Below are 23,290 nucleotides of genomic sequence, written 5' to 3' on the forward strand. Positions count from 1 at the left end.
TTAGAACCAAATACGACGTTAGCACGAAGCCCGCTCTGACTGCGCTGTTTAGCCCCTAAGTCAAAGACGTTGAACCCGGCCCCGGCATGTCGGAGGCTCGATTAGGGCCGGGGGCGAATGGCCGCCCCGGGCACGGTGATTCCGAGGAACCGATTGCCGTTGGCAGAGGGAGTTAAGCGTGCTGTCAATACATCTGCTGGACGACGACGTCATGGTGATCGAAGAAATCGTCCGGGATCTCTCCCAGCGTTACCAGACCGTCGAGTCCGCTGATTTCCAGCGCGAGAGCCGGACGTATGCCGAGGAACTTCCGCGACGTCTCCGCAGGGCGCTCAACGAGTTCCGCCTCGCGGAGCCGTCCGGAATCCTGCTGATCTCCGGGCTTCCGGTGGACGACGCGAGCATCGGCCCGACCCCCGCGGACTGGAAGAACAAGCCGGTGCCCTCGCCCACCATCGGGCACGACATCGCGTTCTTCCTCATCGCGTCCTTGCTGGGAGACCCCATCGGATGGGCCACGCAGCAGGGCGGCTACATCATGCACGACGTCTTCCCGATCAAGGGCTACGAACACGAGCAGATCGGCTGGAGCAGTGCGGAAACACTCGTCTGGCACACCGAGGACGCCTTCCATCCGTTGCGCACCGACTATCTCGGCCTGCTGTGCCTGCGCAATCCCGACGAGGTCGAGACGACCTATGCCGACGTTTCCGACGTGCGTATCGACGATGCCGCCAGAGCCATTCTGTCGCAGGAACGCTTCTACATTCTTCCAGACGACTCGCATCGCCCGGAGAATCGGGCCGCGGTGACCGACGAGGATACGAAGGTCGCGGATCTAAGGAAACGCAGTTACCGGCAGGTCGACCTGGCCCTGGACACTCCCGAGCCTGTCGCGGTCCTTTTTGGCGATCCTGACGACCCGTATATCCGTATCGACCCGCACTACATGGACGGGATCCAGGAAGAGGACGCGGGTAAAGCGCTTGCCGCATTCGGGACGGCGCTGGACTCCGCGATGACCGGGGTCGTCCTCAAGCCGGGTGACATCTGCCTCATCGACAACTACAGGGCCGTCCACGGGCGCAGCCCCTTCAGCGCCCGCTTCGACGGGACGGACCGCTGGCTGCGCCGTCTGAACGTGGCGAGGGACCTGCGCAAGTCCAGGGAGTTCAGGCTGGGCGCCTCCTCCCGCGTCATCTACTAGCCGAACCGTCATCGGACACGTCCTCGAAGGCAGGAGTCAGCGTGACCCACGACGCACCGTACGTACCCGCGCCCGAGGGCGCCGCCACACCGCCGTTCGGTAAGGGTGCCGAGTCACCGGGGGACCGGTGCCTGCTCGAACTGTTCGCCGAGCGGGTGCGCCGTGCCCCCCGGGCGACGGCCGTCGCCTCGGCTGGGGAGACACTCGACTACGGGCGGCTCGACGCGCGGGCCAACCAGCTGGCGCACCACCTTCGCGCCTGCGGCGTCGGCCCGGACACGCTCGTCGGCGTCTTCGCGGAGCGCGGCGTGGAACTCGTCGTGGCGCTGCTGGGAGTGCTCAAGGCCGGCGGCGCCTATCTGCCGCTGGACCCGGACAACCCGGCCGGCCGCCTGGCCTTCGCCATCGGAGACGCGGGCGCGGCCGCCGTCGTGACCCGGGCGCACCTGCGAGCTCGGCTGCCCGCGACGGCCGCGCGGGTGGTCTGCCTGGACGACGAGGGGCCGATGATCGCGGACCGGCCGGTCACCGCGCCCGACCGCCAGGCGGGCCCGATGAACCTGGCATACGCGATCTACACCTCCGGCTCCACGGGCCGCCCCAAGGGCGTGCTGGTCGAGCGGCGGCAGCTCGCGAGCTACCTGGCCTGCTGCGAGCGCGACTACCCGGGGCTGGCGGGGGTCGCGCTGCTGCACTCGTCGATGTCTTTCGACCTGACGGTGACCGCGCTGTGGGGCACCCTCGCCGCGGGCGGCCGGATCGAGGCCGGCGAGCTGGACGGCGGCTCCGGAGACCGGCCGTCGTTTCTGAAGATCACCCCCAGTCACCTGTCGATCCTGGAGAACCTGCCGGAGGACCGCTCGCCGACGGCGGAACTGGTGATCGGCGGGGAGGCGCTCCAAGGCGAGGTGCTCGACCGGTGGCGGGCACGGCACCCCGGGGTGGCGGTGGTCAACGAGTACGGCCCGACCGAGGCGACGGTCGGCTGCGTCTCCTTCCGGGTCGAGCCGGAGGCGGGGCCGCTCCGGGGGCCCGTCGCGATCGGCCGTCCGATGCGCGGCGCCCGCGCCTACGCGCTGGACCGATCCCTGCGACCCGTCCCGGAGGGCGTACCCGGAGAGCTGTACGTGGCGGGCGCCGGGCTGGCCCGCGGCTACCACGGCAGGCCGGGAGCGACCGCCGAGCGCTTCGTCGCCGACCCGTACGGCGGGCCGGGCGAGCGGATGTACCGCACCGGAGACCTGGTGCGGCGCCTGCCGGGAGGGGACCTGGAATACCTGGGGCGCACCGACGACCAGGTCAAGATCCGGGGCCACCGCGTCGAGCCGGGCGAGGTCGAGTCGGCGCTGGCCGGACATCCCGCGATCGCCCAGGTCGCCGTGGTGCCCTCCGCCGAGGGCTCGGAGGACACGCGCCTGCTGGCCTATCTCGTCCCGGCGGGCGAGGCGGCCCCGGCGGCGGCCGAGCTACGCGGGTTCCTGGCACGGACACTCCCCGAGCACATGATCCCCTCGGTGTTCCTCACCCTGGACAGGCTGCCGCTGGCGGCCAGCGGCAAGCTCGACCGCGGGGCACTGCCCGCGCCGACCCGGCAGGACGGCACGGACGGCGGCCACCGGCCCCCGAGCAACGACGCGGAGAGGGCGATCGCCGGCATCTGGGCCGAGGTGCTGGGCGTCGAGCGGGTCGGTGTCGAGGACGACTTCTTCGAACTCGGCGGGAACTCCCTGCTCGCCTTCCGGGTGCTCCCGCGGATCAGGGCGGCACTCGGCGCCGAACTTCCCGCCCGTGCCGTCTTCAAGCTGCGCACGATCGCCGCGCTGGCGGCGTCGGTCACCCCGGCCGCCACCGGCACCGGCACCGGGACCGACGGTGCCGTCGTGCCGGTGCCCCGCACCGGGGACCTGCCGCTCTCCTTCGCGCAGCGGCGGTTCTGGTTCTTCCACGAGTTCGACCCCGAGGCCGCCGACTACAACGTCCGGTTCGGCTACCGGCTGCTCGGCGAACTCGATCCCGCCGCGCTGGAGTCGGCCCTGCGCGAGTTCGTCGCCAGGCACGAGTCGCTGCGGACGACCATCTCCTCGACCGGCGGCGAGCCGGTCCAGATCGTCCACCCCGCGAAGGACCTTCAGGTCCCGCTGACCGTCGTGGACGCCTCCGGGCTCGGCGAGGAGGAACTGGAACGCCTGCTGCGCCGGGAGGTGAGCCTCCCGTTCGACCTGGGACGCGGCCCCGTGCTGCGGATGACGCTGCTGCGCCGTGCCGAACGCGAGCATCTGCTGGTGCTGGCCGTACACCACTCGGTGATCGACGCCTGGTCCATGAACGTGCTCGCCGACGAGCTGAGCAGGCTGTACGGCGCCGCCAGGGAGGGCGGCCGGGCCGAGCTGGCGCCGCTGGCCGTGCAGTACGCCGACTACGCCGTCTGGCAGCGCGAACGCTGGACGGAGGAGGCCATGCGGGACCAGCTCGGCTACTGGCGGGAGCAGCTGGCCGGTCTGTCCCCTCTCGAACTGCCCACCGATCGGCCGCGCCCGGCGGTGCGCTCCTCCGCCGGAGCGGCACACCGCTTCACCCTGCCTCCCGGGCTCACCGCGGCGCTCAACGGGCTCGCCGCGCGCAACGACGCCACGCTGTTCATGACGCTGGTCGCCGCCTGCCAGGTACTGCTCGCCCGCTACTCCTCCCAGCGGGACATCGCGGTCGGCACCCCCATCTCCGGGCGCGACCGCCCCGAGCTGGAACCGCTCGTCGGCTGCTTCATCAACACCCTGGTGCTCCGGTCGGCGGTCGACGGCAGCCTGTCCTTCACCGACTTCCTCGGCCGGGTGCGCGAGACCGTGCTCGGCGCCTTCGGCAACCAGGACGTCCCGTTCGAACGCCTGGTGGACGAGCTGAGCGACGGCCGCGACCCGAGCCGGACCCCGCTGGTCCAGGCGATGGTGGCGCTGCAGAACGTACCGGAGAGGCCACTGGAGTTCGCCGGCGCGCGCACCGAGGGCTTCCGGCTCCCGCACGTGTCGGCGATCTTCGACCTCACCCTGGAGTTCGTCGAGCGTGACGGGGCGCTGGACGTGATGATCGAGTACAGCACCGACCTGTTCGACCGGGAGACGGCCGAGCGGATGGCCGGTCACCTGGAAGTCCTGCTGGCCGCGGTGACCGAGGACCCCGACCGGCCGCTCGCCCGGCTGCCCCTGCTGACCGAGGCCGAGCGGCGGTCCCTGGCCGGATGGAACGGCCGGGTCAGGGACCGCCGCTCGGACCTCCCCGTGCACCGCCTGTTCGCCGAGCGGGTCCGGCGGGCACCGGACGCCGTCGCGCTGGAGTGCGGGGAGCGAAGGTGGACCTACGCCGAGCTGGACGAGCGCGCGGGCCGGGTGGCCCACCGCCTGCGCACCCTCGGCGTGGGTCCCGGCGTGCCCGTCGTGGCGTGCGCGGAGCGCGGCCCCGAGCTGGTGGCGGGGCTCCTCGGCGTGCTGAAGGCCGGAGGCGCGTACGTGCCGCTCGACCCGGACACCCCACACGCGCGGCTGGCCTACGTGGTGGCCGACACCGGAGCACCGGTCGTGCTGGCCGACGGCGTGACGGAGGTCCGGGCCCGCGGCCTGGACGCCGCGGTCGTGCCGCTGGACGCGGGCGGCCCCGGTGAGACCCGCCAGGTGATCACCGAACCGGATGTCGCCGTGGCCGGCGGGGACCTGGCCTACATCGTCTACACCTCCGGTTCCTCGGGCCGTCCCAAGGGCGTGATGGTCGAGCACCGGAACCTGTCCGACCTGTGCGCCTGGCATGTGGCGGAGTTCGAGGTGGTCAGCGAGGACCGGGCCTCGCAGGTCGCGTCGCTGGGATTCGACGCCGCCGTGTGGGAGGTCTGGCCCTACCTCTGCGCCGGGGCCCGGGTGGCCCTGCCCGACAGGGAGACGCTGGACGACCCCGCCGCGCTGGTGGACTGGTTCGCCGGGATGGGCACCACGATCTGCTTCCTGCCCACGCCCCGGCTGGACTCCGTCCTGGACGAGCCCGGCTTCGCCGCCACCGCACTGCGCGCGGTCCTGACCGGCGGGGACGTGCTCCGCCGCCGCCCGCGCCGGGGGGCGCCGTACCGGCTGGTCAACAACTACGGTCCGACCGAGGTCACGGTCGTCGCCACCGCGGGCGACGTCACCTGGCAGGACGCCGGCCGGGCCGGGGGGTCGCCACCCATCGGCTCGCCCGTCGCGGGCACCGCCGCGTACGTCCTGGACGGCTACGCCAACCCGGTGCCCGTGGGGGTCGCCGGTGAGCTGTACCTCGCGGGCACCGGTCTCGCCAGGGGCTACCTGAACCGGCCGGACCTGACCGCCGAGCGGTTCGTCGCCGACCCGTTCGGAGCCCCGGGCAGCCGGATGTACCGCACCGGGGACCTCGTCCGCCGGCTGCCCGGAGGGGAGCTGGAGTATCTCGGCCGCACCGACCAGCAGGTGAAGATCCGCGGCTTCCGGGTGGAGCCGGGGGAGATCGAGAGCGCGCTGCAGAGCCACCCGGGCGTGGCCGGCGCCGTCGTCGTGGCCACCGAGGCCAGGCCCGGCCACGAGCGCCTGGCACTGACCGGATACGTGGTCCCCGCCGGTGACGCCGAGCCGGATCCCGCCGACCTGCGAGCCTTCGTGGGCACGATGCTGCCGGACCACATGGTGCCCGCCGCGATCGTCGTCCTGGAGGAGTTCCCGCTGACCGTGCGGGGCAAGGTGGACCGCGCCGCCCTGCCGGTCCCCGGCGCCACCCGGGACCCAGGCGGCGGCTACGTCCCGCCGGGCGACTCGGTGCAGCGGGAACTGGCCGGGATCTGGGCCGAGGTGCTGGGCGTCGACCGGGTCGGTGTCGAGGACGGTTTCTTCGCCCTCGGCGGCGACTCCATCCTCGCCATCCAGCTCGTGTCCAGGGCGAGGAGGGCGGGGCTGCGGCTCACCTCCAGGGACCTGTTCCACCGGCAGACGATCGCGGCGCTGAGCCCGCACGTGACCGAGGTGCGAAGCCCCGGGAACACGGAGGGCACAGAGGGCACAGAGGGCGCGGGAACGGGCGGCCGGGCACCGCTGACCCCCATCCAGCACTTCCTCTTCGAGAGGTTCACGGTTCCCGAGGTCTTCAACCAGTTCGTCACCGTGGAACTGGCGGACGACGTCGACGAGACGGTCCTGCGGGCGGCGGTCGCGGCACTGGTCGAGCGGCACGGCGCGTTGCGGTCGCGCTTCGAGTTCACCCGGGGAGAGTGGTCGCAGCGTGTCGTGGCGGCGGGGGACGAGGTGATCCTGCGCGGGGCCGACCTGTCCGGCGTCGCCGACGCCGAACTCGACGCCGCCGTCGAGCGGGAGACGGCGGCCGCGCAGGCCCGTGTCGACTTCGGCGACGGGCCGCTGATCGCGGCGGTACTGCTCAGCACCGGTCGCGGGCCGCGACTGCTGCTGACCGCACACCACCTCGTGGTGGACGGCGTGTCGTGGCGCATCCTGCTGGAGGACCTGCGCACCGCGTACCGGCAGATCCTGCGGGGGGAGAGCGTCGACCTCGGCCCCGGGACGACCTCGTTCCAGGACTGGAGCCTCCGTCTGGCCGGGCACGTCCAGGCCGGGGGCTTCGACGACGAGCTCGGCCACTGGGCGGAGGTGAGCCGGGACGAGGCCGCGGCGGTCCTCCCCCTCGACGGCCCCCCCCGGCGGACGCGGCCCGAACACCGTGGAGACCGTCCGCGAGGTGTCCGTCGAGCTCGACGAGACCACCACCCGGGCGCTGCTCCGCGAGGTTCCCGACGTCTACCGCACCGAGATCACCGACGTGCTGCTGGCCGCCCTGGCCCGGGTCGTGTCCGGATGGGCCGGGCGCGACCGCGTCCTGCTCGGCCTGGAGGGCCACGGACGGGAGGAGATCTTCCCCGACGTGGACCTCACCCGCACGGTCGGGTGGTTCACCAGCTACTTCCCCCTGGCGCTGGACGTCCCCCGCGAACAGGATCTGGGCGGCCTCCTCAAGTCGGTCAAGGAGCAGGTGCGGGCGGTTCCCCGGCGCGGTCTGGGGTACGGCGCGCTGCGTTACCGGGACGGGTCCGCGCTCGCCGGCGATCCCGTCCCCCAGATCTGCCTCAACTACCTCGGCCGGTTCGACACCGAGACCGGGGACGGGGACCTCTACCGGGAGATCTCCGGCATCGAGCTGTTCCAGGATCCGCGCGACAACCGGCCGCACGTACTCGACGTCGTCGGCTCCGTCAGGTCCGGTCGGCTCCAGGTCGCCTGGTACTACTCGCCGAACCTGCACGAGCCCGCCACCGTCGAGCGCCTGGCCCACGAGTTCGCCGCGACCGTGGAGCGGATCGTCGGGCACTGCGCGGAGCCGGGCGCGGGCGGCCGCACCCCCTCGGACTTCCCGCTGGCCCGTCTGGACCAGGCGAGCCTCGACGCGCTGGTCGGCACCGGCCGTACGGTGGCGGACGTCTACCCCCTCACCCCCACCCAGAGCGGCATGCTCTTCGACTGCCTGATGGCACCCGGCTCCGACGTCTACACGGCCCGGTTCGAGATGGTGGTCGAAGGGGTGGCCGCCCCCGAGGAACTCGGCGAGGCGTGGCGGCTCGTCGCGGAGCGGACCCCGGTGCTGCGCACCTCCGTCGCCTGGGAGGGGCTCGACCACCCGCTCCAGGTCGTCCATCACAGGGCCCGGCTGCCGATCGCCCATCACGACTGGCGTGACCTGCCGGAGGAGGAGCAGGGAGCGGAGCTGGAGCGGCTGCTCGCGCGGGACCGGCAGGCCGGGCTGGACCTCGCCGCGTCCCCGCCCACCCGGCTGGCGATCATCCGGCTCGACGACACCCGGGTGCGGGTCGTCTGGACCCTGCACCACATCCTGCTGGACGGGTGGAGCGTCCACCGGCTGCTCGCGGACGTGCTCTCCTGTTACGCCGCGCGCCGCGAGGGGCGGGCCTGGCGGCCGGCCGCCCGCCGCCCCTTCCGCGACCACGTCGAGCGGCTGCTCGGCCTGGACGACACCGACGCCGAGGCGTACTGGCGCGGGGCGCTCGCCGGGTTCACGGAGCCGACGCCCCTGCCGTACGACCGGCCGCCCGCACCGGACCACCGGCCCAGGGCGGCAGGCCGGGTGAACGTGAAGCTGCCGGCCGAGGTCTCGCGGCGGCTCGCCGAACACGCCAGGAGCGGCCGGCTCACGCTCAACACCCTGCTGCAGGGGGCCTGGGGGATCCTGCTCTCCCGCTACGGCGGCGAGCCGGACGTCTGCTTCGGTGCGACGGTCTCCGGCCGTCCCGCGGACCTGGCCGACGCGGAGTCCATGATCGGCATATTCATCGAGACGCTGCCGGTCCGGGTCGCCGTGGACGAGCGCCGCGCACTGCTGCCCTGGCTGCGCGAGCTGCAACAGGAGCAGGCACGGGCGCGCGAGTACGACGCCGGGTCGCTGCCCCAGGTGCGCTCCTGGAGCGAGCTGCGGCCCGGTGCCCAGCTCTTCGAGAGCGTCGTGGTCTTCGAGAACTACCCGGTCGACCACGCCCCGGCCGACGCCGCCGGCCTGCGGCTGCGGGACGTCGACGCCGCCGAGGTGAACGGCCACCCCCTCAACCTGGTCGTCTATCCGGGTGAGGAGCTGTCCTTCGTGCTGCTCCACGACGAGACGCTGTTCGAGGCCGCGACCGTACGCCGGCTCGGCGAGAACCTGGCCGCGCTGCTGGAGGAGATCGCGGCCGACCCGGAACGGACCATCGGGGCGCTGCCCTCGCAGACCCGGCGCGAACGGCACCGGATGCTGGTGGAGTGGAACGACACGGCCCGCGACATCCCCGCGCGGTGCGTGCACGAGCTGTTCGCCGAGCGGGCGCGCGCCGTTCCCGACGAGCCGGCCGTGGTGTCGGAGGGGGAGAGCCTCGGCTACGCCGAGCTGGACGAGCGCGCCGACCGGCTGGCGCGCCACCTGGCGTCCCTGGGAGTGACCGCGGAGTCACGGGTGGCCGTCCTGCAGGGGCGCACGGCCGACGCGCTGGTCTCGATGCTCGCGGTGCTCAAGGCCGGCGGCGCCTACGTCCCGCTGCACCCGAGCTACCCGCCCGACCGGCTGCGCTGGATCCTGCGGGACACCGCGGCGGTGGCCCTGCTGACGGACCGGGCGGCGGTCTCGACGACCGGCGGGCTCGGGACGCGGGTGCTGGTGGTGGACGGAGACGACGGAGACGACGGAGACACGACCCTGGACGGTCCCCCGCTCGCGGGCCCGGCCGCCGCGGCCGACCCCGACCGGCTGGCGTACGTGATGTACACCTCCGGCTCGACCGGGATCCCCAAGGGGGTGGCGGTCACCCACCGTAACATCGTGAGCCTGGCGGCGGACCGGCGGTGGCGCTCGGGAGGGCACGAACGTGTTCTCTTCCACTCCCCGCACGCCTTCGACGCGGCCACCTACGAGATGTGGGTCCCGCTGCTGGCCGGCGGCCGGGTGGTGGTCGCCCCGGGCGAGCTGGACGCCCGGAGCCTGCGGCGCCTGGTCGCCGGGCACGGCGTCACCGGGATGTTCCTCACCGCGGCGCTGTTCAACCTCTTCGCCGAGGAGTCGCCCGAGTGCTTCGCCGGGCTGCGCGAGGTGTGGACGGGAGGCGAGGCCGCCTCGCCGACGGCGATATCGCGGGTGATGGCGCGCTGCCCGGGGACAGAGGTGCACAACGGCTACGGTCCCACCGAGGCCACGACCTTCGCCGTCTGCCGGGAGATGACGCCGGAGCTCGCCGGGGCCGGTGCCGCGCCGATCGGCCGCCCGATGGACAACACGCGCGCCTACGTGCTGGGCCGCGATCTCGCCCCGGTACCGCCCGGCGCCCCCGGCGAGCTGTACCTCGCGGGAAGCGGTCTGGCCAGGGGCTACCTCGGCAGGCCCGCGCTCACCGCCGAGCGGTTCGTCGCCGATCCGTTCGGCGCCGGAGGCCGCCTGTACCGCACCGGGGACAGGGCCCGCTGGAACGCGGACGGCGACATCGAGTTCCTCGGCCGGACCGACGACCAGGTGAAGATCCGCGGGTTCCGCATCGAGACCGGCGAGGTCGAGGCCGCGCTGCGGGCCCGGCCGGACGTGGCCGAGGCGGTGGTCGTCGCGCGTGAGGAGGCGCCGGGGCGCGGGTACCTCGTGGGCTACGTGGTGCCGGTCGAGAAAGGCACGCGGCTCTCGTCCGAGGACCTGGCCCGGTCGCTGGCCGAGCGGCTGCCCGCCTACACGGTCCCCTCCGCGTTCGTGTCCCTGGACCGGCTGCCGCTGAACGCCAACGGCAAGGTGGACCGGCGGGCGCTGCCGGACCCGGAGAGCAGGGGAGCCGTGCGCGCCGCCTACGCCGCCCCGCGCACCCCGACCGAGGAGGCCCTCGGCCGGATCTGGGCGGAGGTGCTCGCGGTCGAGCGGGTCGGGACACACGACGACTTCTTCGACCTGGGCGGCGACTCCATCGCCAGCCTGCGGGTGACCTCCAGGGTGCGGCGCGCGTTCGACGTCGAGATCTCCCCGAGGGAGCTCTTCACCGCCCCGACCATCGGTGCCCTGGCCGAGGTGGTGCAGGAGCGGATCCTGGCGTCCTTCGAACGGGTCGCCCAGAGCCAGGGCTCGTGAACAGGCCAGTGGAACCCGGACGGGAGAACACATTGAACGCCCCCTCTTCGCGTGACGGCCGGGTGGCCGCACTGCCCGACCACCTGCGCGAGGCGATGCTCCGGCGGCTGGCCGGCGAGGCCCCCGCCTCCCCGGAGCGGGAGGAGATCCCGCGGACCCCCGCGCGGCGGACGTCGCCGCAGTCACCGGCCCAGCAGCGGCTCTGGTTCAGGTACGAGCTGGACCCCGGAAGCGCCGAGTACATCGTCCCGCTGGTGCTCCGGCTGACCGGTGACCTGGACCTGGACGTGCTCAGGGGTGCCGTCGACCGCCTGGTGGAGCGGCACGAGTCGCTGCGCACCACCTTCGAATCGGTGAACGGCCACGGCGTGCAGACCGTACAGCCGGCCGCCGAGGTGCCGATCCAGGTCACGCGGGCACGCGTGCCCGCGGACGGCGACCGCGAGGCCCCGGTGCGCGACTGGCTGCTACGGGAGGCCAAGCGCCCCTTCGACCTGCGCCGGGGCCCGGTGTTCCGGGCCGGACTGCTGCGGCTCGGGCCGGACGAGCACGTGCTGGCCCTCAGCACGCACCACATCGTCACCGACGGCTGGTCCATGGGCGTGTTCGCCGAGGAGCTGAACGCGCTGTACGCCGCGGGGGTCGCGGGCGAGCCGTCTCCGCTTCCGCCGCTGCCCCTGCGTTACGCCGACTTCGCCTCCTGGCAGCAGGACCGGGTGGCCGGTACGGCACTGGACGGCATGCTCGCCCACTGGAGCGAGCGGCTCGACGGGCTCGCCCCGCTGGATCTGCCCACCGACCGGCTGCGGCCGCCGGTCAGGACCTCCGCGGGCGCGGCCCATGTCTTCGAGGTGCCCCCGGCCGTGCTGTCGCGGCTGAGGGAGACGAGCCGAGAGCACGGCGCCACCCTGTTCATGACCCTGGTCGCCGCCGTGCAGATCCTGCTCGCGCGCTACTCCGGGCAGCGGGACGTCGCGGTCGCCACCGCGACCAGCGGCCGTGGCAGGGTCGAACTGGAGAGACTGATCGGTTTCTTCGTCAACACCCTGGTACTGCGCTGCCAGGTCGACGAGTCCCTGCCGTTCACCGCCTTCCTGGGCGAGGCGCGCTCCACGGTCCTGGACGCCTTCGACAACGACGAGGTGCCCTTCCAGCGGCTGGTGGAGGTCCTGCGGCCCGAGCGCGACCCCAGCCGGCTCCCGCTCGCCGAGGTCGCGGTCAACCTGCAGAACGCGCCGCGCGGGGCCGTCGAGCTGCCCGGCCTCCGGGTGGAGGAGATCCCTCCGCCGGTGCTGGTCGCGCCCATGGACGTCTCGTTCGACTTCTACGAGCGTGACGGCGCGCTCGTCACCCACCTCGGATACAGCACGGACCTGTTCGACGCGGCCACCGCCGGGCGGATGGCCGGTCACCTGCTGACACTCCTGACCGCGATCGCGGACGACCCGGACCGGCCGATCGCCGACCTTCCCCTCCTGGACACCGCGGAACACCGCCTGCTGACCGCCACCTGGTGCGGCGAGGGCGGCGGCCCCGCGCCGCGCACGGTTCCCGAGCTGTTCGCCGAGCAGGTCGCGGCCGATCCCTCGGCGGTCGCCGTCGTCCACGCCGGGCGGAGCGTCACCTACGGCGAGCTGGACGGGCGGGCGGACCGGCTGGCCAGGCTGCTGGCCGGGCGGGGCGCGGGTCCCGAACGGATCGTGGCCGTGGCCGTTCCCCGGTCGGCCGAGACCGTCGTCGCGATCCTCGCCGTCCTGAAGAGCGGCGCCGCGTACCTGCCGCTGGATCTCGACCACCCGGCCGAGCGCGTCCGGACGATGGTGGAGGACGCCGCTCCCATCCTCATCCTGGCCACCGCGGAGGTGGCGGAGCGGCTGCCGGAGGGTGTTCCCCTGGTCACGCTGGACGAGCCGGACACCGAGGCCCCGCTCGCCGAGCGGCCCCGGCCGCTCCGCTCCGACCCCGCGCATCCCGCCTACGTGATCTACACCTCCGGTTCCACCGGGCGCCCCAAGGCGGTCGTGGTGCCCCACACCGGCCTGTACGACATGGTGCTCACCCAGCGCGAGCGGCTGGGCGCGGGGCCGGGGACGCGGGTGCTGCAGTTCGCGTCCTTCAGCTTCGACGGAGCCTTCTGGGAGCTCATGCTCGCCCTGCTGTCCGGTGGCACGCTGGTGGTCGCCACCGCGGAGGAACGGGCGCCGGGAGCTCCGCTGGCCGAGCTCATCGGCTCCGAGCGTCTCACCCACCTCACCCTGCCCCCGACCGCGCTGACCGTGCTGCCCGCCGACGCCGTCCCCGAGGGGACGACCCTGGTCGTCGCGGGCGAGGCGTGCCCGCCGGGCCTGGTGCGGGACTGGTCGGCCGGGCGGCGGATGTTCAACGGCTACGGGCCGACCGAGTCCACGATCGGCGCCACCATGACGCGGGCGCTGACTCCGGACGACGCCCGCACCGGGACGGTGCCCATCGGCCGCCCGTTCCGCAGCGTCCGCGCCTACGTGCTGGACGACCGGCTGCGTCCGGCGCCCGTCGGCGTCCCCGGTGAGATCTACCTCGCCGGGCCCCGCCTGGCCCGCGGCTACCTGCGCCGTCCCGGGCTGACCGGCGAGCGGTTCGTCGCCGACCCGTACGGCCCGCCGGGCACCCGCATGTACCGCACCGGCGACCGGGCGCGCTGGCTGCCGGGAGGCGAGCTGGAGTACGCGGGCCGCGCCGACGACCAGGTCAAGATCAGAGGTTTCCGGGTCGAGCTCGGCGAGGTCGAGGCCGTCATGTCCGGGCATCCCTCGGTGGACACGGCGGCGGCGGCCGTCAGCGGCGGCACCCGGGGCGCCCCGCGTCTCGTCGGCTATCTCGTCCCCGCCGCCTCCGGCGGACCCGACCCGGCCCGGCTGCGCGCCTTCCTGCGGGCGAGGCTGCCCGAGCACATGGTGCCCTCGGCGTTCGTCACGCTGGAACGCCTGCCGCTGACGGTCAACGGCAAGGTGGACCGGCGCGCGCTGCCCGAGCCCACCGGCGACCGCGAGGCAGGGACACGTTACGTCGGGCCCCGCACCCCCGCCGAGAGGATCCTCGCCGAGGTCTGGTCGGAACTGCTCGGCGTGGACCGGGTGGGAGCGGACGACAACTTCTTCGACCTCGGGGGCGACTCCATCCTGGGCCTGCGGGTCGTGGCCCGCGCCCGCGAGGCCGGGCTGCGGGTGACGGCCAGGCAGACCTTCCTGCGCCAGACCGTCGCCGAACTGGCCGCGGAGGCGGTCGCCGAGGAACAGCCGCGCGCCGAGCAGCGGGCGGTGTCGGGAGAGGTCCCGCTCACGCCCGTGCAGCACTGGTTCTTCGAAAACCTCGCCGACAGCGTCGACCGGTTCAACCAGGCGGTGTTCGTCGAACTCGACGAGGAGCCCGACGAGGCGGCGTTGCGCGCCGCCCTGGCCGCGCTGCCCGCCCACCACGACGCCCTGCGCCTGCGTGCCGAGCACGACGGTGGGCGGTGGCGGCAGCACAACGCCGCCGCCGAGGACGGCGAGCCGCTGCGGCGGATCGACCTGTCCAAGACCGGCGCCGCCGACCGGGAGGAGCGGATGCGTGAGGAGATCCTGGCCGCGCAGCAGGGGTTCCGGCTGGACGTCGGCCCGCTTTTCCGGGCGCTGCTCTTCGTGCTCGGCGACGGGCACCGCCCCCGGCTGTTCCTGACCGCCCACCACCTCGTGGTCGACGCCGTCTCCTGGCAGATCCTGCTGCCGGACCTGGAGACCGCCTACCGGCAGGCCGAGGCGGGCCAGGACATCCGGCTCCCCGCCAAGACGACCTCCTTCCTGGAGTGGGCCCACCGTCTCGCGGATCACGTGGCGGCGGGCGGCCTCGACCACGAGCTGGACCACTGGGCCCGCCTGGACGAGGTCGCGGCCGGGGCCGCCGCGCTGCCGGTGGACGTCGCCGGAGAGCGCGGAACCGGCGGGCACGGCGGGCACATCGAGAACACTGTCGCGTCCGCGCGTACCGTGACCGCGAGGCTGAGCGCGGAGAGCACCCGGGCGCTGCTGCGCGACGTGCCCGAGGTCTACCGATCCCAGATCAACGACGTGCTGCTCACCGCGCTGGGCAGGGTGCTGTGCGAGTGGACCGGCGGCGACACCGCCCTCGTCGAGATGGAGGGCCACGGCCGCGGCGACCTGTTCCCCGGTGTCGACCTGTCGCGGACCGTCGGCTGGTTCACCACGGTCTTCCCCGTCGCGTTGCGCCTTCCGTCCGCGCCCGGCTGGGGGGAGACGCTCAAGTCGGTCAAGGAGCAGCTTCGCGCGGTGCCGAGCCAGGGGCTGGGATACGGCGCGCTGCGCTATCTCGGCGTGCCCGGCGGCCGGCCGCCGGGCCGCGTTCCCGAGGTGGGGTTCAACTACCTCGGGCGGGTCGAGGCCGGATCCGGCGGCCGGGGCGGGCTGCTGCGCGGGCGGCTGCCTCACCCCGGCGCCGAGCGGAGCCCGGGGCAGGTCAGGCGGCACCTGCTTGAGATCACCGGGCTCGTCGACGGCGACGAGCTGGAGTTCCGCTGGACGTACTCGGCGGCCGTGCACCGCGGGGAGAGCGTCGAGGCGCTGGCGGAGCGGATGATGTCGGCGCTGGAGGAGATCGTCGAGCACTGCGCGGAGCCGGGCGCGGGCGGCTGCACCCCCTCGGACTTCCCGCTCGCCGGGCTGGACCAGGCCACGGTGGACCGGCTGGCCGGCGACGGCAGGGGAATCGAGGACGTCTACCCGCTGACGCCCATGCAGCACGGCATGCTCTTCCACTCGCTGGCCGAGCCCGAGTCGGACATCTACGCCGGCCACTACTCGATGGTCCTGGAGGGGGTCACCGATCCGGTGGCGCTGGCCGAGGCATGGCAGCGGGTCGTCGACCGCACGCCCGCCCTGCGTACGGCGGTGATCTGGGAGGGCGTCCCCGAGCCCGTGCAGGTGGTCCACCGCGGGGTGCGGCTCCCCGTCACCCACCACGACCTCCGGGACCTGCCGGAGGCCGAGCGGCGGCAGGCGGTGCGGCGGCTGTGGGAACGCCGGGCCGAGCGGCGGCTGGACCTGGCGGTCGCGCCGCTGGCCAGGCTGGACCTCGTGCGGCTGTCCGAGACCGAGGTGCGACTGCTGTGGGCGGCCCACCACATGACACTGGACGGCTGGAGTTCCTCGCACGTGCTGTCGGAGGTGTTCGAACAGTACGCCGCCCTCACCACGGGGCGGACCGGCACGGTGACGCGCCGCCCGCCCTACCGGGAGTACGTCGGGTGGCTGGCACGCCAGGACCAGGCCGAGGCGGAGCGGCACTGGCGGGGGGTGCTCGCGGGCATGACCGCGCCGACCCGGCTGCCGTTCGACAGGCCGGTGGCGCGGGCCCACGGGGCGCGTTCCTCCCGGGAGGTGCGGCTGCGGCTGCCCGAAGAACTGTCCGGGGCGCTGTACGAGTGCGCCAGGGACGCCCGGCTGACCGTCAACACCCTGCTGCAGGGCGCGTGGGCGCTGCTGCTCTCCCGCTACGCGGGAGAGCGGGACGTCTGCTTCGGCGCGACGGTCTCCGGCCGGCCGGCCGGGCTCGCCGGTTCGGAGTCGATCATCGGGCTCTTCGTCGACGTGGTGCCGGTCAGGACGGAGGTGGACGGCACCGAGCGGGTGATGTCCTGGCTGCGGCGCCTGCAGGACGCGCAGGCCGCGTCCCGCGAGTACGAGTACCTGTCGATGGGGCGGATCCACGCGTGCGCCGAGGTGCCCAGGGGCACCAACCTGTTCGACAGCGTCGTGGTCTTCGAGAACTACCCGTACGACGCCGACGCGGCGGCCGGGCACGGGCTGCGCGTGCGCGACCACCGGGGCGAGGAGCAGACCAACTACCCGCTCACGCTCACCGCCCACGCGGCACAGGAGCTGACCCTGGCGCTGGGGTACGACCCCGCCTCGTTCGACGAGCCGACGGTGGAACGCATGGCGGGGCACCTGGAGACGGTCCTCGCCGCGATCGTGTCCGCCCCCGAGAGCCCGGTGGCGGACCTGCCGATGCTCACCGCGCCCGAGCGGGAGCGGTTCCTGGGGGAGTGGAACGGACCCGCCGTGGAGTTCCCGCCCGCCGGCTGCGTCCATGAGATCTTCACCGCGCAGGCCGGGCGCACCCCGGACGCCGTCGCCGTCAGCTGCGGTGACAGCGAGCTCACCTTCGCCGGGCTGGAGGAGCGGGCCAACCGGCTGGCCCACCGCCTGGTGGAGCTGGGGGCGGCCCCCGGCGTGCCGGTGGGGGTGTGCGTCGAGCGCGGCGTGGACGCCGTGGTCGCGCTGCTGGGGGTGCTGAAGGCGGGAGGCGCCTTCGTGCCGCTCGATCCCGGCTACCCGCCCCGGATGCTGGCGGCCATGCTGGAGGACGCGTCGGCCCCGGTCGTGGTGACCCGGCGGCGGCTGCTGGACCGGCTGGCAGGGTCCCCGGCGTCCTTCGTCTGCCTGGACCGGGACCGGGCCGTCCTCGACGGCCTGCCCGCGTCGCCGCCGGACGTCGCCGTGACCCCGGCGGACCTGGCCTACATCGTCTACACCTCGGGATCCACCGGCCGCCCGAAGGGGGTGATGGTCGAGCACCGCAACGTCCACCACATGGTGCGCGCCTGGGACGCCCGCTACGGACTGTCCGGGACGCGGCCTCGGACCCTGTCGGTGTCGAGCCTGTCGGTGGACCTGTTCTTCGGCGACTTCCTGCTTTCGGCCCTGTTCGGCGGGACGATGGCGGTGTGCCCCGCCGAGGCGGTGGCGGACCCGCCCGCCCTGCTGGAGGCGGTGGCCGGCACCCGGGCGGAGATCCTGGTGACGGTCCCGTCGCTGGCCAGGGCACTGGTCCAGGAGGCAGGGCGGCGCGGCGTGCGGCTGGATTCGCTGCGCGTCCTCATGGTCGGCTCGGAGGGCTGGCCGGTCGGCGACTCCGAGGAGGTGCTGCGCGGGGTGGGGCCGGACACCGTGGTCGTCAACGCCTACGGTGCGACCGAGACGACGGTGGACTCCACGGTCTTCCAGCTGGGCGGCGATCCGGTGGGTGAGGCGGCGTTCGTCCCGATCGGACGGCCACTGGTCAACACCCGCGTCTACGTGCTGGACGGGGAGACGCGCCCGGTGCCGCTCGGCGTCGCCGGAGAGCTCTACATCGGCGGCGACGGGGTGGCGCGGGGCTACTGGAACCGTGCCGAGCTGTCCGCGGAGCGGTTCCTGAACGACCCGTTCGCCCCCGGCGGTACGGGCCGGATGTACCGGACGGGAGACCTGGTGCGCCGCCGCGCCGACGGGAACCTGGAGTTCCTGGGACGGGCGGACGACCAGGTCAAGGTCAGGGGCTTCCGGGTGGAGCTGGGCGAGATCGAGTCGGCGCTGGCCCGCCACCCAGGCGTCGCCGCCGCCGCGGTCGCCGCCTGGGAGGACGCCCCCGGCCGCGTCCGGCTGACGGGCTACGTGGTGCCCGAGGGCGAGCCGGCGGACGCCCGGGAGCTGAGGACGTTCCTCAGCGGGGTCCTGCCGGGACACGCCGTACCTTCGGGGTTCGTGACCCTGGAGGCGCTGCCGCTGAGCCCGAGCGGCACGCTGAACCGCCGCGCGCTGCCCGACCCCGGCAGGGGGGCCGACACCGGTACGGCGTACGTCGCCCCCCGCGACGCGACCGAACGCCTGCTGGCCGCGATCTGGGCCGAGGTGCTCGGCGTGGACGCCGCCCGGGTCGGGGTGGACGACAACTTCTTCGACCTCGGCGGCGACTCGATCCTCAGCATCCAGATCGTCTCGCGGGTCCGGGCCGCGCTCGGCTCGGCGCCGCCGCCCAGGCAGCTCTTCGACACGCCGACCATCGCGACGCTCGCCCCCCTGCTCGGCGACACCGACCCGGGCGCCGACCCGGACGGCGGCCGACGCGAGATCGAGGTGGTGGACCGCGACGACGACCTGCCGCTCTCCTTCGCCCAGCAGCGGCTGTGGTTCCTCGACGCGTTCGAACCCGGGGGCACCGGATACAACACGGCCCTCGCCCTGCGGCTCCGCGGCGAGCTGGACGCCGGTGCGGCGCGGATCGCCCTGCGGCGGCTGGTAGGGCGGCACGAGTCGCTGCGCACCACGTTCGGCGACGCCGGGGGACGGGGCACGCAGACGATCCACCCGCCCTCGGAGGCGGCCTTCGAAGCGGCCTTCGAGACGGTCGACCTGGAGGGGGCACCCGCGGGCGAGCGCGAGGCCGCGATGTGGCGGCGGCTCGAACAGGAGGCGTCGCGCCCCTTCGACCTGCGGCGCGGCCCGCTGTTCCGGGCCGTGCTGATCCGCCTGGACGCCGCCGACCACGTGCTGGCGCTGCTCATGCACCACATCGTGACCGACGGGTGGTCGATGGGGGTGCTCGCCGGGGACTTCGCCGCCTTCTACTCCGCCGAGACGCGCGGCGAGCGGCGCGAACCCGCGCCGCTCCCCGTACGGTACGCCGACCACGCCGCCTGGCAGCGGGAGCACCTGGAGGGGGCGGCGCTCGACGGGCATATCGGCTACTGGAAGCGGCGGCTGGACGGGCTCGCCCCGCTGGCACTGCCCGTGGACCGGCCGAGGCCCGCCGTGCGCGCCTCCGCCGGCGCGACGCACACGGTGGAGATGCCGCCCGAGACGGTGGACCGGCTGCGGGCCGTGGCGCGCGGACACGACGCCACCCTGTTCATGGTGCTGACCGCCGCCACGCAGGTGCTGCTCGCGCGCTACTGCGGCCAGCAGGACGTCGCGGTGGGCACGGCGACCTCGGGCCGCAACCGGGCCGAACTGGAGGGGCTGGTCGGTTTCTTCGTCAACACCGTGGTGCTGCGCTCCCTGGTGGACGAGTCGTCGTCCTTCGGAAACCTGCTCTCCCAGGTCCGTGCGACGGTGCTCGACGCGTTCAGCCACGACGACGTGCCGTTCGAACGGCTGGTGGAGGTCATGCGGCCCGAGCGGGACCCCAGCCGCACCCCCCTGGTCGAGGTCATGGTGGTACTGGAGAACACCCCGGCGCGGGGCATGGACCTGCCGGGGCTGCGCGCCGAGACGCTGCCGGTCACGAGCGCCGAGGTCAGCCACGACCTGATCGTGAACTTCTACGAGCGGCGGGGCGCGCTGACCGTGGCCGTCGCCTACAGCACCGGCCTGTTCGACGAGACCACGATCGAGCGCATGACCAGGCACCTGGTGATGCTGCTCGACGCCGTGGCGAAGGATCCGGAGCGGCGGTTGTCGGAGGTTCGCCTGCTGACCAGTGCCGAGCGCGAGCGGTCGCTGGTGAAGTGGAACGACACCGGCAGGGAGATCCCGCAGGCCGACCTCTCCGGGCTCTTCGAGGACCAGGCCGCCGCCACCCCGGACACGACCGCGCTGGCCTGCGGGAACCTCACGCTCACGTACGCGGAGCTGAACGCGCGCGCCAACCGGCTCGCCCACCACCTGGGCTCGCGGGGTGTCGGCCCGGAGACACTGGTGGGGCTGGCCTTCCCCCGGACGGCGGACCTGGTGGTGGCGGTGCTCGCGGTGCTCAAGGCGGGCGCCGCCTACCTGCCGCTGGACCTCGAACACCCGCCGGAGCGCGTCGCGCTCCTCCTTGAGGACGCCGGCCCCGCGCTGGTGCTGACCGCCGGAGCCGAGATCCCGGCCGGCGTCTTCGAGGGGGTGCCCCGGATCCTTCTCGACGACCCCGAGGTGCTCGCCGCGCTGGACGGCTGCCCCACCACCGATCCCGTCGGCGGATTCCATCCGGACAGCGCGGCCTACACCATCTACACCTCGGGCTCCACCGGCAGGCCCAAGGGGGTGGTGGTCTCCCGGGGCAACCTGCGCAACTTCCTGGTGGACATGCGGGACCGGTTCGGCCTCGGCCCGCGCGACCGCCTGCTGGCGATGACGACGGTCGGGTTCGACATCGCGGGCCTGGAGCTGTTCATGCCGCTGATCAGCGGCGCGGCGGTGGTACTGGCCGGCCGCGAGCTGGTCCACGACCCCTGGCGGCTGCGGCAGGTCATCGCCGAGGAATCCGTGACCGTGATACAGGCGACGCCCAGCCTCTGGCGGGCGGTGGCCGGGGAGGCCGGCCAGGTCCTCGCGGGCGTGCGGGTCCTCGTCGGCGGTGAGGCGCTGCCGGCGGACCTGGCGGGGACACTGGCGGCCTCGGCGCGGTCGGTGACCAACCTGTACGGGCCGACGGAGACCACGATCTGGTCCACCACGGCGGCGGTCGAGGCGGGGAACGCGGTGGCGCCCCCCATCGGAGTGCCGATCGCCAACACCCGGGTGTACGTGCTGGACCGGCTCTGCCAGCCGGTGCCCCCGGGCGTGCCGGGGGAGCTGTACATCGCCGGGGACGGCGTGGCCCGCGGCTACCTGGGCCGGCCCGCGCTGACCGCCGAACGGTTCGTCGCCGACCCGTTCGGCCCCGCCGGGGCGCGGATGTACCGTACCGGGGACATGGTCCGGTGGCGGGCCGACGGCGTGCTGACCTTCCTGGGCAGGGTCGACGACCAGGTGAAGATCCGGGGGTTCCGGATCGAGCCCGGTGAGATCGAGAGCGTCCTGCTCGGCCACCCGGGCGTCGCGTCCGCGGCGGTGGTGGTCAGGGAGGACCGGCCGGGCGACCGGCGGTTGGCCGCGTACCTGGTGCCCGCGGGGGACACGCCGCCGTCGGTCGCGGAGCTGCGCGACCACGCCAGGCGTTCGCTGCCCGGTTACCTGGTTCCCGCCTTCTTCGTCCTGCTGGAGGAGCTTCCGCTGACGTCGAGCGGGAAGGCCGACCGGCGCGCGCTGCCCGCTCCCGAGGGCGACGCGGGCGCCGAGCGTGTCGCCCCGCGCGACGCGGCCGAGCGGCTGCTCGCCGGGATCTGGGCCGAGGTCCTCGGCGTCGAGGCGGCCAGGATCGGCGTACAGGACAACTTCTTCGACCTCGGCGGCGACTCGCTGCTGACCATGCAGGTCATCCACCGGGCCAGGCACGCGGGGCTGCGCCTCTCGCCCAAGGATCTCTTCCTGCACCAGACCGTGGCGCGGCTCGCGACGGCGGCCGGGCCGGGGGAGACGGTCGGCCCGCGGGTGGACGGCCCGGTACCCCTGACACCCGGCCAGCGCGAGTTCGTCGAGACCAGGGGGGCCTCCCCGCACCTCCTCGCCAGGCCGGTCCTCGTCGAGCTGGCCGAGGGGACCACGGAGGAGGGACTGCGCGCGGCCCTGACCGCGTTGGTGGCCCGGCACGACGCGCTGCGCTCGCGCTTCGGGCACGCGGACGGCTCCTGGTGGCAGCGGGCCGCGCCGCCGGCCGCCGCCGGAGACCCGCTACGCCGGTTCGACCTGCGTGGCGAGGCCGGGGTGGGAGAGGAGGCGGAGTCCGGCCTGCGGGAGGTCGTGGACAGGTTCGCGGCAGGCGAGGCGGCCCGCGGCCTCGATCCGGCAGGGGAGCCGCTCCGGGCCTCGCTGCTGGACTTCGGGCCGGGCCGGCGGTCGTGGCTCTGCCTCACCGTCCACCCGCTGGCGGCCGACACCCGGTCCTGGCGAATCCTGCTCGACGACCTGGAGCGGGCCTACCGGCAGTCGGTGGCGGGAACGCAGGTGGACCTGGGGCCGGAGCCCTCCTCCTTCCAGCACTGGGCGGGGCTGCTGGCCGGGCACGCCGCGGCGGGAGGGTTCGACGAGGAACTGGCCTACTGGACCGCGCTGCCCGACACCGCGCCGCCCGACACCGCGCCGCCCGAGGGGCCGGGTGAGGCGCCGCCGGTCGCGGGAGAGGTGTCCGTCTCCCTCGGGGAGGGCGAGAGCGGAGCGCTGCTGCGCGCGGCGCCCGCGGCGTTCCGCGCCGGGACCGGGGACGTACTGCTCGGCGCGCTGGGGCGGGTGCTGTGCCGCTGGACGGGCGCTGACCGGGTGCTGGTCGAGCTGGAGGGGCACGGCAGGGAGGAGATCTTCGACGGGGTCGACCTCTCCCGCACCGTCGGCCGGTTCGCCGGCACGTTCCCTGTCGTGCTCGGGGGCACGCCCGGCGGTGCCCCGCCCGACTGGCCCGCGATCGTCAGGGCCGTACGTGGTCGACTGCGCGCCGTTCCGAGCGCCGGTCTGGGCTATGGGGCGCTGCGCCACCTCGCCTCGCGACCGCCGGGAGGGGACCGGCCACGGGTGGCCTTCGCCTTCCACGAGCCGGTCGACCCGGGCGAGAGCGTTCTCTACCGCTCGTTCCACTCCCCGCCGCCCGCCCGCCGGGCGGAGCCGGTCGCGCCGGGCATCCGGCCCCTGGAGATCACCGCCTACCTGGCGGACGGCAGGCTGCGTTTCGACTGGCGTCACGTGGTCGGCGTGCACGACCGGGCCACGGTCGAGCGCCTGGCGGAGGACCTGCTGGAGGCGTTGCGCGCGGTCGCCGCACACATCGATCCGGCCGTCGGCCGGGCGGAGAGGGAGTGAG

3 protein-coding genes and 1 pseudogene are annotated in these 23,290 nt (G+C 74.0%); all 4 read left to right on the forward strand.

Going from position 1 to position 23,290, the window contains the following annotated elements:
• Positions 1–178: 178 nt before the first annotated feature.
• Complete coding sequence (gene gntD / locus ACFQVD_RS03570) at positions 179–1,207, forward strand: guanitoxin biosynthesis L-enduracididine beta-hydroxylase GntD (protein ID WP_343963151.1); 1,029 nt, start codon at positions 179–181, stop codon at positions 1,205–1,207.
• A 155-nt stretch (positions 1,208–1,362) separates the two neighbouring features.
• Positions 1,363–6,894: pseudogene (locus ACFQVD_RS03575) on the forward strand (amino acid adenylation domain-containing protein); the annotation flags it as partial.
• 49 nt (positions 6,895–6,943) lie between these two features.
• Complete coding sequence (locus ACFQVD_RS03580; RefSeq protein ID WP_386270504.1) at positions 6,944–10,840, forward strand: amino acid adenylation domain-containing protein; 3,897 nt, start codon at positions 6,944–6,946, stop codon at positions 10,838–10,840.
• Positions 10,841–10,872: 32 nt separating this feature from the next.
• A complete protein-coding gene (locus ACFQVD_RS03585) occupies positions 10,873–23,289 on the forward strand; it encodes an amino acid adenylation domain-containing protein (protein ID WP_386368383.1) in 12,417 nt (4,138 codons plus the stop codon).
• Position 23,290 lies beyond the last annotated feature (1 nt).

Source organism: Streptosporangium amethystogenes subsp. fukuiense, assembly GCF_042665875.1.
GTDB classification, from domain to species: domain Bacteria; phylum Actinomycetota; class Actinomycetes; order Streptosporangiales; family Streptosporangiaceae; genus Streptosporangium; species Streptosporangium fukuiense.